7 protein-coding genes, 12 tRNA genes and 3 rRNA genes are annotated in these 12,822 nt (G+C 44.5%); 21 read left to right on the forward strand and 1 reads right to left on the reverse strand.

The window, feature by feature from the left end:
- Nucleotides 1–95 precede the first annotated feature (95 nt).
- A complete protein-coding gene (locus MHH73_RS02570; RefSeq protein WP_341064436.1) occupies nt 96–2,261 on the forward strand; it encodes a Tex family protein in 2,166 nt (721 codons plus the stop codon).
- Nucleotides 2,262–2,333: 72 nt separating this feature from the next.
- Here the strand turns inward: MHH73_RS02570 and cmpA are convergent, their stop codons facing one another.
- Nucleotides 2,334–2,453 (reverse strand): cortex morphogenetic protein CmpA, encoded by a 120-nt coding sequence (cmpA, locus tag MHH73_RS02575; RefSeq protein WP_095370816.1) that lies wholly within the window; start codon nt 2,451–2,453, stop codon nt 2,334–2,336.
- A gap of 116 nt (nt 2,454–2,569) precedes the next feature.
- Between cmpA and MHH73_RS02580 the strand changes: the two genes are divergently transcribed.
- The 20 genes from MHH73_RS02580 (at nt 2,570) to tsaD (ending at nt 12,678) form a co-directional block, all read left to right on the forward strand.
- Complete coding sequence (locus MHH73_RS02580; RefSeq protein WP_191813486.1) at nt 2,570–3,025, forward strand: SprT family protein; 456 nt, start codon at nt 2,570–2,572, stop codon at nt 3,023–3,025.
- A 90-nt stretch (nt 3,026–3,115) separates the two neighbouring features.
- Nucleotides 3,116–3,190: transfer RNA gene (locus tag MHH73_RS02585), tRNA-Asn, on the forward strand.
- A gap of 4 nt (nt 3,191–3,194) precedes the next feature.
- A tRNA-Ser gene (locus tag MHH73_RS02590) sits at nt 3,195–3,285 on the forward strand.
- A 39-nt stretch (nt 3,286–3,324) separates the two neighbouring features.
- Nucleotides 3,325–3,396, forward strand: a tRNA-Glu gene (locus MHH73_RS02595).
- A 15-nt stretch (nt 3,397–3,411) separates the two neighbouring features.
- Nucleotides 3,412–3,488: transfer RNA gene (locus MHH73_RS02600), tRNA-Asp, on the forward strand.
- A gap of 13 nt (nt 3,489–3,501) precedes the next feature.
- Nucleotides 3,502–3,576: transfer RNA gene (locus MHH73_RS02605), tRNA-Gln, on the forward strand.
- Between the two features lie 7 nt (nt 3,577–3,583).
- Nucleotides 3,584–3,656 (forward strand) — tRNA-Lys (locus tag MHH73_RS02610).
- Nucleotides 3,657–3,671: 15 nt separating this feature from the next.
- Nucleotides 3,672–3,755: transfer RNA gene (locus MHH73_RS02615), tRNA-Leu, on the forward strand.
- A gap of 68 nt (nt 3,756–3,823) precedes the next feature.
- A tRNA-Arg gene (locus MHH73_RS02620) sits at nt 3,824–3,900 on the forward strand.
- A 9-nt stretch (nt 3,901–3,909) separates the two neighbouring features.
- Nucleotides 3,910–3,983 (forward strand) — tRNA-Pro (locus MHH73_RS02625).
- Between the two features lie 28 nt (nt 3,984–4,011).
- Nucleotides 4,012–4,085: transfer RNA gene (locus MHH73_RS02630), tRNA-Gly, on the forward strand.
- Between the two features lie 117 nt (nt 4,086–4,202).
- Nucleotides 4,203–5,751: ribosomal RNA gene (locus MHH73_RS02635) — 16S ribosomal RNA — on the forward strand.
- Between the two features lie 217 nt (nt 5,752–5,968).
- Nucleotides 5,969–8,902 (forward strand): 23S ribosomal RNA (locus MHH73_RS02640).
- A gap of 269 nt (nt 8,903–9,171) precedes the next feature.
- Nucleotides 9,172–9,288: ribosomal RNA gene (rrf, locus tag MHH73_RS02645) — 5S ribosomal RNA — on the forward strand.
- The 16S, 23S and 5S rRNA genes sit together here with 12 tRNA genes alongside, the layout of an rRNA operon.
- Before the next feature lie 26 nt (nt 9,289–9,314).
- Nucleotides 9,315–9,388, forward strand: a tRNA-Met gene (locus tag MHH73_RS02650).
- A gap of 3 nt (nt 9,389–9,391) precedes the next feature.
- Nucleotides 9,392–9,468 (forward strand) — tRNA-Asp (locus MHH73_RS02655).
- A 582-nt stretch (nt 9,469–10,050) separates the two neighbouring features.
- Nucleotides 10,051–10,506 carry a tRNA (adenosine(37)-N6)-threonylcarbamoyltransferase complex ATPase subunit type 1 TsaE gene (gene tsaE, locus MHH73_RS02660; RefSeq protein ID WP_191817143.1) on the forward strand — a complete coding sequence of 152 codons (456 nt, stop codon included), beginning with the start codon at nt 10,051–10,053 and terminating at the stop codon, nt 10,504–10,506.
- Nucleotides 10,503–11,210 (forward strand): tRNA (adenosine(37)-N6)-threonylcarbamoyltransferase complex dimerization subunit type 1 TsaB, encoded by a 708-nt coding sequence (gene tsaB, locus MHH73_RS02665; RefSeq protein WP_191817142.1) that lies wholly within the window; start codon nt 10,503–10,505, stop codon nt 11,208–11,210. Before tsaE ends, tsaB begins: the two co-directional genes overlap by 4 nt.
- Nucleotides 11,207–11,659: a ribosomal protein S18-alanine N-acetyltransferase gene (gene rimI / locus MHH73_RS02670; protein WP_341064442.1), complete on the forward strand. Its 453-nt coding sequence runs from the start codon at nt 11,207–11,209 to the stop codon at nt 11,657–11,659. Before tsaB ends, rimI begins: the two co-directional genes overlap by 4 nt.
- On the forward strand, nt 11,656–12,678 hold the full coding sequence (tsaD, locus tag MHH73_RS02675) for a tRNA (adenosine(37)-N6)-threonylcarbamoyltransferase complex transferase subunit TsaD (protein ID WP_191817140.1): 1,023 nt from the start codon (nt 11,656–11,658) through the stop codon (nt 12,676–12,678). Before rimI ends, tsaD begins: the two co-directional genes overlap by 4 nt.
- Nucleotides 12,679–12,822: the final 144 nt, after the last annotated feature.

The following is a 12,822-nucleotide window of genomic DNA, read 5'->3' on the forward strand; positions in this document are numbered from 1 at the left end:
GACCCAAGACAGGGCTATAGCCAAAAATGCTTTACCTAAAAAATTTTGGTAGAATAAAGCAATAGTATAGTTTGCACTTAGGAAGGTGAAGAGACATGGATGATAAGAAAGATATTTTTGAACGAATAGCAAAAGAATTTTCATTATCCACAAAACAAATTGATCGAACCATCGCCTTAATTGAAGAGGGAAATACGGTTCCGTTTATTGCGCGTTATCGAAAAGAAATGACCGGTGCGTTAAATGAAGTACAAATCAAAGATATTGTTGAAAGATGGCAATACATACAAAACGTAAAGCAGAGAAAACAAGAAGTGCTTAGGTTAATAGAAGAGCAAGGGAAATTAACTCCGGAATTATCTAATCAAATAGAAAAAGCGGAGAAATTGCAGGAAGTAGAAGATTTATATCGTCCGTATAAACAGAAAAGAAGAACAAAAGCAACGGTAGCGAAGGAAAAAGAGCTAGAACCATTAGCCAATTGGTTATTATCCTATCAAAATGATGATACACCTGAAGAAAAGGCGAAACACTTTCTTAATGAGGAAAAAGGTGTCACAACAGTTGAGGAAGCACTCCAGGGAGCACGAGATATCATTGCAGAAATGGTATCTGATGATGCGCAAAGTAGGAAGTGGATTCGGGAAAAAACATATAAACAAGGAATCATCGAATCAGCTGTAAAGGATGAAAGCATCGACGAAAAACATGTGTATGAGATGTATTATGAATATAGTGAAAGCGTAGGTAAAATCGTTCCTCACCGTATACTAGCATTAAATCGTGGGGAAAAAGAAGGCGTGCTGAAAGTCAGTATTAAGGTGGAACAAGAGCCAATCTTACAGTATTTAAATCGAAAATGGATCACTGTATCAAACCATATCAATGCACCATTTGTGGAAGAGGCGATTGAAGATGGTTATAAACGCTTAATTCAACCATCAATTGAAAGAGAATTAAGGGCTGAACTTACTGAAAAAGGTGAGGAACAAGCGATTAAAATTTTCTCTGAAAACCTTAAGAATCTCCTTTTACAACCGCCGCTAAAAGGGAAAGTTGTCCTTGCTGTTGATCCAGCTTATCGTACAGGTTGCAAATTAGCGGTCATTGATGAAACAGGTAAGGTATTAAAGATTGATGTAATCTACCCTCATCCGCCTGTATCTAAATTAGGTGCAGCCAAAGACAAAGTCCTTTCCATGCTCAAAGCATATGAAGTGAAGATGGTGGCCATAGGTAATGGAACGGCATCAAGAGAGACAGAGCAGTTTATTGCTGACTTGCTGAAAGAATTGAATGGAGATATCTATTATTTAATCGTAAATGAAGCGGGGGCTAGTGTCTATTCCGCATCTGATATTGCACGTGAAGAATTTCCTGACTTTCAAGTCGAGGAAAGAAGCGCTGTTTCAATTGGAAGAAGACTACAAGATCCACTTGCCGAATTAGTAAAAATTGATCCTAAATCAGTAGGTGTCGGTCAATACCAACATGATGTCTCACAAAAAAGGTTAACGGAATCATTAGATTTTGTTGTCGAGACTGCTGTAAACCAAGTTGGAGTCAATGTAAATACAGCTTCTCCTTCATTGTTACAACACGTAGCAGGTTTATCGAAGGCTGTTGCAACGAATATTGTTAAGAAAAGAGAAGAAGAAGGCAAATTTACTAATCGTAAACAATTGAAGAAGATTCCTCGCTTAGGCGCGAAAACGTACGAGCAAGCCATTGGGTTCTTACGAATTGTTGATGGGGAGGAAGCATTAGACAGAACCTCCATTCACCCTGAAACCTATGGGGAAGTAAGTAAGTTGCTTAAGATGTTAAAGATGACTTCGAACGATTTAGGGTCTGCAAAATTAATCGAAGCGTTAAGTCAGCTATCCATAAAAGAAACAGCAGAAGCATTAAATATTGGTGAATTAACACTCAAGGATATAATTGATGCATTAATGAAACCTGGTCGAGATCCTAGGGATGAACTACCTGCTCCCCTATTAAAGAAAGAAGTATTAAAGTTAGATGATTTGAAGGAAGGAATGGAACTTCAAGGAACCGTTCGAAATGTTGTTGATTTCGGCGCTTTTGTTGATATTGGTGTTAAGCAAGATGGTCTAGTACACATCTCGAAGCTAAGTAATCGATTTGTGAAACATCCGTTAGATGTCGTATCTGTTGGTGATGTTGTTACTGTATGGGTTGATTCGGTTGACCAACAAAAAGGCAGAGTGGCATTAACCATGCTGCAACAAGGCAAATAAATACGTATAAAAAGCCGTTTTGTTCAACGGCTTTTTATGTGATTAATTGTGGGAGTTTTGAGAAGGCGTTTCCTACGTACCAGAACAATGCTTTTTTCTATAAAAGTACCAGCATTGATTCAATAATTTAATTTGATAACGGTCCTTCTCTAAGAAAGCACGTTTCATTTGGTTCTGTAACCAAACCGGCATGGGAATAGCCTCCTTTCTCTCACTTTCCACAGTCCTTTATGCTATGCTAATGTATATCAATTGTATGCGCTGATAGGTTGTCACGTGCTAATTTTATCCTTGCTAGGAGTGAAGAAATGAGTGATAAGGAATTACAAAGGTTAGTTGAAGAAGTATCTTTAAGGTGGTTCAATCAGCCTTTTCGTCATATAGCGAAATTTAATAGTAGATTAAGAACAACCGGTGGACGATATATGTTGACTGATCATCGTATTGAAATTAATCCGACATATTATCAGCATTTAGGAATGGAAGAATTAGTTGGTATTATTAAACATGAACTATGTCATTACCATCTTCATCTGGCTGGTAGAGGTTATCAACATCGAGATAGTGATTTTCGGAGGCTAATGGCTAAAGTGGGTGCACCGCGGCATTGTTCGTCTTTACCACAGAAAGTTTCTTACATTATGTATAAATGTGATCAATGTAATCAAGTCTATAGAAGGAAACGCCGAATCAACACAAACAAGTATAGATGTGGACAATGTATGGGCAAATTAGTGCTAATATCTGCTGATAAAAATAATTAAAATTCATGCTTGACTTTTTACATGGTGGTAATTATAATTTAAAGAGTCGATAAGGAAGTCCTTGTTGACTACATATTCTTTTTAACATATTCCGCAGTAGCTCAGTGGTAGAGCATTCGGCTGTTAACCGAACGGTCGTAGGTTCGAATCCTACCTGCGGAGCCATTTTGGAGAAGTACTCAAGTGGCTGAAGAGGCGCCCCTGCTAAGGGTGTAGGTCGGGCAACTGGCGCGAGGGTTCAAATCCCTCCTTCTCCGCCATTTATATATACATATTTGTTTTTTTTATTTTTATGTTATGGCCCCTTGGTCAAGCGGTTAAGACACCGCCCTTTCACGGCGGTAACACGGGTTCGAATCCCGTAGGGGTCATCTTTTCAAAGGTTAGGTCCGGTAGTTCAGTTGGTTAGAATGCCTGCCTGTCACGCAGGAGGTCGCGGGTTCGAGTCCCGTCCGGACCGCCATATTTTAGATAAATGGGCTATAGCCAAGCGGTAAGGCAACGGATTTTGATTCCGTCATTCGCAGGTTCGATCCCTGCTAGCCCAGCCATTTTTATGAGCCATTAGCTCAGTTGGTAGAGCATCTGACTTTTAATCAGAGGGTCGAAGGTTCGAGTCCTTCATGGCTCATCTTTAACAATTTATGCGGTCGTGGCGGAATGGCAGACGCGCTAGGTTGAGGGCCTAGTGGGTGAATAACCCGTGGAGGTTCAAGTCCTCTCGGCCGCATCGAAAAAGTTTTAAAAAATAGTTGACGCATTAAAATTAGTATGATATTATAATAGAGTTGCTTCAAGGCGCCCGTAGCTCAATTGGATAGAGCGTTTGACTACGGATCAAAAGGTTAGGGGTTCGACTCCTCTCGGGCGCGCCATTATAGATACGGGAAGTAGCTCAGCTTGGTAGAGCACTTGGTTTGGGACCAAGGGGTCGCAGGTTCGAATCCTGTCTTCCCGATTATGTGAAACCAACAAAACAAATTAATGCGGGTGTAGTTTAGTGGTAAAACCTCAGCCTTCCAAGCTGATGATGAGGGTTCGATTCCCTTCACCCGCTCCATTACCGAAAAGATTGTTCTTTGAAAACTGAACGAACACAAAACGTCAAGCGTAATTCTAAAAAAGCTGATTTATCAGCAACAAAGCACCATAGGTGCAAACGAGCTAATCAAACACTTTATTGGAGAGTTTGATCCTGGCTCAGGACGAACGCTGGCGGCGTGCCTAATACATGCAAGTCGAGCGAATCAGAGGGAGCTTGCTCCCAATGATTAGCGGCGGACGGGTGAGTAACACGTGGGCAACCTGCCTGTAAGACTGGGATAACTCCGGGAAACCGGGGCTAATACCGGATAATATCTATTTATACATATAATTAGATTGAAAGATGGTTCTGCTATCACTTACAGATGGGCCCGCGGCGCATTAGCTAGTTGGTGAGGTAACGGCTCACCAAGGCGACGATGCGTAGCCGACCTGAGAGGGTGATCGGCCACACTGGGACTGAGACACGGCCCAGACTCCTACGGGAGGCAGCAGTAGGGAATCTTCCGCAATGGACGAAAGTCTGACGGAGCAACGCCGCGTGAGTGATGAAGGTTTTCGGATCGTAAAACTCTGTTGTTAGGGAAGAACAAGTATCGGAGTAACTGCCGGTACCTTGACGGTACCTAACCAGAAAGCCACGGCTAACTACGTGCCAGCAGCCGCGGTAATACGTAGGTGGCAAGCGTTGTCCGGAATTATTGGGCGTAAAGCGCGCGCAGGCGGTTCCTTAAGTCTGATGTGAAAGCCCACGGCTCAACCGTGGAGGGTCATTGGAAACTGGGGAACTTGAGTGCAGAAGAGGAAAGTGGAATTCCAAGTGTAGCGGTGAAATGCGTAGAGATTTGGAGGAACACCAGTGGCGAAGGCGACTTTCTGGTCTGTAACTGACGCTGAGGCGCGAAAGCGTGGGGAGCAAACAGGATTAGATACCCTGGTAGTCCACGCCGTAAACGATGAGTGCTAAGTGTTAGAGGGTTTCCGCCCTTTAGTGCTGCAGCAAACGCATTAAGCACTCCGCCTGGGGAGTACGACCGCAAGGTTGAAACTCAAAGGAATTGACGGGGGCCCGCACAAGCGGTGGAGCATGTGGTTTAATTCGAAGCAACGCGAAGAACCTTACCAGGTCTTGACATCCTCTGACAATCCTAGAGATAGGACTTTCCCCTTCGGGGGACAGAGTGACAGGTGGTGCATGGTTGTCGTCAGCTCGTGTCGTGAGATGTTGGGTTAAGTCCCGCAACGAGCGCAACCCTTGATCTTAGTTGCCAGCATTCAGTTGGGCACTCTAAGGTGACTGCCGGTGACAAACCGGAGGAAGGTGGGGATGACGTCAAATCATCATGCCCCTTATGACCTGGGCTACACACGTGCTACAATGGATGGTACAAAGGGCTGCAAGACCGCGAGGTTTAGCCAATCCCATAAAACCATTCTCAGTTCGGATTGTAGGCTGCAACTCGCCTACATGAAGCCGGAATCGCTAGTAATCGCGGATCAGCATGCCGCGGTGAATACGTTCCCGGGCCTTGTACACACCGCCCGTCACACCACGAGAGTTTGTAACACCCGAAGTCGGTGGGGTAACCTTTTGGAGCCAGCCGCCTAAGGTGGGACAGATGATTGGGGTGAAGTCGTAACAAGGTAGCCGTATCGGAAGGTGCGGCTGGATCACCTCCTTTCTAAGGAATATACGGAATTGACTTGATGTTAGACTGTTCGTTCAGTTTTGAGAGTATAATCTCTCAATTCAATCGTTCTTTGAAAACTAGATAATGTAATGAAGAAGATTACCGAGTAATCGCCACCTTAGTTATTTTCTCTCTATATAATAGAGTAGAGATACTAAACTTTTTTAATAAACACAACCGTGAGGGAAGCGAAAGCAACCCAAACATAGGTTAAGTTAATAAGGGCGCACGGTGAATGCCTTGGCACTAGGAGCCGATGAAGGACGGGACTAACACCGATATGCTTCGGGGAGCTGTAAGTAAGCTTTGATCCGGAGATTTCCGAATGGGGAAACCCCCTATCCGTTATGGGATAGGATCCATACCTGAATACATAGGGTATGGAAGGCAGACCCGGGGAACTGAAACATCTAAGTACCCGGAGGAAGAGAAAGCAAACGCGATTCCCTGAGTAGCGGCGAGCGAAACGGGATTAGCCCAAACCAAGAGGCTTGCCTCTTGGGGTTGTAGGACATTCTATACGGAGTTACAAAGGAACGAGATAGACGAAGAGGTCTGGAAAGGCCCGCCATAGGAGGTAAAAGCCCTGTAGTCGAAACTTCGTTCCCTCCAGAGTGGATCCTGAGTACGGCGGGACACGAGAAATCCCGTCGGAAGCAGGGAGGACCATCTCCCAAGGCTAAATACTCCCTAGTGACCGATAGTGAACCAGTACCGTGAGGGAAAGGTGAAAAGCACCCCGGAAGGGGAGTGAAAGAGATCCTGAAACCGTGTGCCTACAAGTAGTTAGAGCCCGTTAATGGGTGATAGCGTGCCTTTTGTAGAATGAACCGGCGAGTTACGATTACATGCGAGGTTAAGTTGGACAGACGGAGCCGTAGCGAAAGCGAGTCTGAATAGGGCGAATATAGTATGTGGTCGTAGACCCGAAACCAGGTGATCTACCCATGTCCAGGGTGAAGTCCAGGTAACACTGGATGGAGGCCCGAACCCACGTACGTTGAAAAGTGCGGGGATGAGGTGTGGGTAGCGGAGAAATTCCAATCGAACTTGGAGATAGCTGGTTCTCTCCGAAATAGCTTTAGGGCTAGCCTCATGCGTAAGAATCTTGGAGGTAGAGCACTGTTTGGACTAGGGGCCCTCATCGGGTTACCGAATTCAGACAAACTCCGAATGCCAAAGATTTATCCATGGGAGTCAGACTGCGAGTGATAAGATCCGTAGTCAAGAGGGAAACAGCCCAGACCACCAGCTAAGGTCCCAAAGTATACGTTAAGTGGAAAAGGATGTGGAGTTGCTTAGACAACCAGGATGTTGGCTTAGAAGCAGCCACCATTTAAAGAGTGCGTAATAGCTCACTGGTCGAGTGACTCCGCGCCGAAAATGTACCGGGGCTAAACGTATCACCGAAGCTGTGGATTGAACATCGTAGATGTTCAGTGGTAGGAGAGCGTTCTAAGGGCGTTGAAGCTAGACCGTAAGGACTGGTGGAGCGCTTAGAAGTGAGAATGCCGGTATGAGTAGCGAAAGATGGGTGAGAATCCCATCCACCGAATGCCTAAGGTTTCCTGAGGAAGGCTCGTCCGCTCAGGGTTAGTCGGGACCTAAGCCGAGGCTGAAAAGCGTAGGCGATGGACAACAGGTTGATATTCCTGTACCACCGTATTCTGTTTGAGTGATGGGGGGACGCAGGAGGATAGGGTAAGCGCACTATTGGATGTGCGTCTAAGCAGTTAGAGGGACCATGAGGCAAATCCCATGGTCACATACCTTGAGCTGTGATAGCGAGGGAAATTTAGTACCGAAGTTCTTGATTCCACACTGCCAAGAAAAGCCTCTAGCGAGGAATAAGGTGCCCGTACCGCAAACCGACACAGGTAGGCGAGGAGAGAATCCTAAGGTGAGCGAGAGAACTCTCGTTAAGGAACTCGGCAAAATGACCCCGTAACTTCGGGAGAAGGGGTGCTCATTAGGGTGTTAAAGCCTTGATGAGCCGCAGTGAATAGGCCCAGGCGACTGTTTAGCAAAAACACAGGTCTCTGCGAAGCCGCAAGGCGAAGTATAGGGGCTGACGCCTGCCCGGTGCTGGAAGGTTAAGAGGAGAGGTTAGCTCACGCGAAGCTTTGAATCGAAGCCCCAGTAAACGGCGGCCGTAACTATAACGGTCCTAAGGTAGCGAAATTCCTTGTCGGGTAAGTTCCGACCCGCACGAAAGGCGTAACGATCTGGGCACTGTCTCAACGAGAGACTCGGTGAAATTATAGTACCTGTGAAGATGCAGGTTACCCGCGACAGGACGGAAAGACCCCGTGGAGCTTTACTGTAGCCTGATATTGAATTTTGGTACAGCTTGTACAGGATAGGTAGGAGCCTTAGAAGCCGGAGCGCTAGCTTCGGTGGAGGCGTCGGTGGGATACTACCCCCGCTGTATTGAAATTCTAACCCACATCCCTTATCGGGATGGGAGACAGTGTCAGGTGGGCAGTTTGACTGGGGCGGTCGCCTCCTAAAGAGTAACGGAGGCGCCCAAAGGTTCCCTCAGAATGGTTGGAAATCATTCGTAGAGTGTAAAGGCACAAGGGAGCTTGACTGCGAGACCTACAAGTCGAGCAGGGACGAAAGTCGGGCTTAGTGATCCGGTGGTTCCGCATGGAAGGGCCATCGCTCAACGGATAAAAGCTACCCCGGGGATAACAGGCTTATCTCCCCCAAGAGTCCACATCGACGGGGAGGTTTGGCACCTCGATGTCGGCTCATCGCATCCTGGGGCTGTAGTCGGTCCCAAGGGTTGGGCTGTTCGCCCATTAAAGCGGTACGCGAGCTGGGTTCAGAACGTCGTGAGACAGTTCGGTCCCTATCCGTCGTGGGCGCAGGAAATTTGAGAGGAGCTGTCCTTAGTACGAGAGGACCGGGATGGACGCACCGCTGGTGTACCAGTTGTCTTGCCAAAGGCATCGCTGGGTAGCTATGTGCGGAAGGGATAAGTGCTGAAAGCATCTAAGCATGAAGCCCCCCTCGAGATGAGATTTCCCATAGCGCAAGCTAGTAAGATCCCTGAAAGATGATCAGGTTGATAGGTTAGAGGTGGAAGTGTGGCGACACATGCAGCTGACTAATACTAATCGATCGAGGACTTAACCAAAAACGAAAAGCGAAAGCGCCTTGCACAGGTGCGACAAGCATAAGACGAGTTCGATAGGAGGTTGTACTTTAACCTCATAGCGAAATTGGCTTATGACCTCGAGCACCTAGGCGCTGTAGCTGGACAATTCGAAATGCGAGCGGCACCTAGGCGCCGCAGCTAGACAACACTACCTTAGTAGTACCGTCAGCACGCATAGGCGATTACTCAAAACAATCTTCTTCAACATTACCTAGTTTTGAGGGAACGATTCCCTTACAATTTCATAGTCCGGTGACGATAGCGAGAAGGTCACACCCGTTCCCATACCGAACACGGAAGTTAAGCTTCTCAGCGCCGATGGTAGTTAGGGGCTGTCCCCTTGTGAGAGTAGGACGTTGCCGGGCATATGATTTTTATAAAATAATATTATCGCGGGGTGGAGCAGTTCGGTAGCTCGTCGGGCTCATAACCCGAAGGTCGCAGGTTCAAATCCTGCCCCCGCAATCTGGTCCGGTAGTTCAGTTGGTTAGAATGCCTGCCTGTCACGCAGGAGGTCGCGGGTTCGAGTCCCGTCCGGACCGCCAGTTTAATTTTATATGTGAAACATATCGAAACAGGGAACTTGTTTCGTTTTTTTTATGTATAAAACGTTCTTAAATATAGGTTCTATAATAAAAGAATTGTTTTGTGCATAAGTAAAAAAGCACATCATGACTAATTTTGTATGTTCCCGATAGTAAGATAACGCACTATTTACCAAAATCCATATGAATGTCTGAAAGAAATGAATCAAAGCATTCTAACCTTTTCTAATAACTGCAATGATTAGTTTACAACTATCACTTTACACTCGCCATTTGGCGGGTTTTCTTTTTGTCAAAAGACAAATGCAAATTAGCATGCATAAAAACTGACAGGTTAATCATGACAGGAGGAACATTCAAAACGATCGATACCACTCCATGCGCAGGAACGCTCATTTAAGGCTTCCAGACTATCGGCTCTATGATTGTTATCTTCATTTTTTGTATAGTTTGTAATCAACTATCATTTACTGTTCCGACAAATCAAAGTGTTCTTTGATGTCTATGAAAAAATCATGTAAACTACATGTATATGTGTCATTAATATTGTAAATAAATGAAAGACCAAATGTAGGTGATAAAATGGATCAATTCCAGTGGTATACAAAAAATACTGAAGAAACAATGGCGTTTGCTAAACGGCTCGGAGAAAAAGCAGCTGCAGGTGATGTCATTTTATTAGAAGGTGACTTAGGGGCAGGTAAAACAACATTTACGAAGGGGCTTGCTTTAGGCCTTGGTATTGAACGAAATGTGAATAGCCCTACATTTACTATTATAAAGGAATACAATGGTCGTCTGCCTTTGTACCATATGGATGTTTACCGAGTGGAAGATGGCGAAGAAGATCTTGGGTTTGATGAGTACTTTCATGGACAAGGTGTGACTGTCGTGGAATGGGCACATCTAATAGAAGAGCAACTGCCAGAAGAAAGGTTAAAGATTGCTATTCATTACACTGGTAATGAAGAACGAAGAATAGCACTCCATCCAAAAGGAAAACGCTATGTGAAGCTGTGTGAGGAGTTAGTAAAATGAAAATATTAGCTATAGATACGTCAAATTATACACTAGGAATCGCTCTAGTAGATGACGATAAAATTATCGGGGAATATATCACGAATATCAAAAAGAATCACTCCGTTCGAGTCATGCCTGCGATAGAAATGCTTTTAAAGGATTGCGATACATTGCCACAAGATCTCGAAAAGATTGTTGTCGCAGAAGGACCCGGTTCATATACGGGTGTAAGAATTGGTGTAACAATTGCTAAAACATTAGCTTGGACGTTAAATATACCTCTTTCCGGTGTATCCAGTTTAGCTGTGTTGGCAGCGAGTGCAGGCAGTTATTTTAACGGTGTTATCTCACCGTTATTTGATGCGAGAAGAGGTCAGATTTATACCGGCCTATATCAATTTCAAGAGAGTCGGTTATTAGATCTAACTTCGGATCATCTAACGTTGACTGTTAATTGGACGCAACGTTTATTAGAAAGAGAAGAACCGGTTTTATTTGTCGGTAATGATTTATCCATACACAAGGAACAAATCAAAGCAGACTTAGGGGAGCGGGCATTTTTCGCACGATTAACTGAACAAAATCCTCGTCCTGCTGAATTGGCCATTTTAGGTAGAGATAAGGAAGCTGTGAATATCCACAACTTTGTCCCTAATTACATCCGTCTTGCTGAAGCAGAGGCAAAATGGATTGAAGCTACGAAAGGGAGCAAGTCCCAATGACCAGCAAATTAACGTTTCGGTTAATGACCGAAGATGATATTGATGAAGTATTAAAAGTAGAAGAGGCATCTTTTTCTTCACCTTGGAGTAGAGAGGCCTTTTATAATGAAATGACAATGAACCAATTCTCAGTCTACGTGGTGTTAGAAGATGGAGAAGAATTGATCGGATACGGTGGAGCATGGGTGGTCACAGATGAGGCTCATGTAACAAATGTAGCGATACTACCGAGACATAGAGGGAAGAAACTTGGCGAGGCGTTAATGGTCCAACTGATGACCGTTGCAAAAGAGATGGGTGCACTTAAAATGACCCTAGAAGTAAGAGTCAGTAACATGGTAGCAAGACGATTGTATAGCAAGCTAGGATTCCAAGAAGGCGGCATAAGAAAAAATTATTATTCAGATAATCATGAAGATGCTTTAGTAATGTGGGTGAATATAAAATGAAAAAAGACCAATATATATTAGGGATAGAAACAAGCTGTGATGAAACAGCGGTAGCCATCATTAAAAATGGTAGAGAGATCATCGCTAATGTTGTCGCTTCTCAAATTGAAAGTCATAAAAGGTTCGGTGGGGTTGTGCCAGAAATCGCTTCAAGGCACCATGTAGAACAAATGACCATTGTATTAGAAGAAGCGTTAAATAAAGCGAGTATGACGATGAACGATATTGATGCAGTGGCTGTGACAGAAGGCCCAGGGTTAGTCGGTGCCTTACTTGTCGGTGTAAATGCAGCGAAGGCGATTGCTTTTGCTCATCAAAAGCCACTTATCGGTGTGCACCATATAGCAGGGCATATTTATGCCAATCGCTTAATTAAAGAAATGACTTTCCCGGCGCTTGCATTAGTCGTTTCAGGCGGGCATACAGAGCTCGTTTATATGAAAGAACATGGTGACTTTGAAGTGATTGGCGAAACAAGGGATGATGCTGCTGGAGAAGCCTATGATAAAGTAGCGAGAGTTCTAAATATGCCATATCCAGGTGGGCCGCATATTGATCGCCTTGCACATGAAGGAGAAGCGACAATTAAGCTTCCACGTGCGTGGCTAGAAGAAGGCTCCTTTGATTTTAGTTTCAGTGGATTGAAGTCTGCCGTTATCAACACAGTGCATAATGCTGAACAACGTGGAGAGACCATCTTACCAGAGGATTTAGCAGCGAGCTTTCAAGAAAGCGTCATTGAGGTATTAGTAACCAAGACCTTAAAAGCAGTCGAGGCATATGATGTGAAACAATTACTATTAGCAGGTGGCGTTGCAGCAAATAAAGGACTTCGTAAAGCATTAACAGAAACGTTTAAGAATAAGGAAGAGATAGACTTGGTGATTCCGCCATTACATTTATGCACAGATAACGCAGCGATGATTGCTGCAGTGGGGGCTATTATGTTTGAAAAAGGTGTGTCCTCAGATATGAGTATGAATGCCAACCCGGGATTAGATATTCAGTTTCAACCATAATAATTAAGACTAGTGAATTGTTAACATCTATTCACTAGTCTTTTGTTTTTAGAAGTGAAGCAGAAAAGTTATTCACAATATCATGTAAAGTATAGGTAGCACAGCAATTGTGGATAATATTAAAATTTTCAGAGTTTTTGTTGA

Origin of the sequence: Cytobacillus sp. FSL K6-0265, from assembly GCF_038003465.1 — a bacterium.
In the GTDB taxonomy this organism is placed as follows: Bacteria; Bacillota; Bacilli; order Bacillales; family Cytobacillaceae; genus Cytobacillus; species Cytobacillus stercorigallinarum.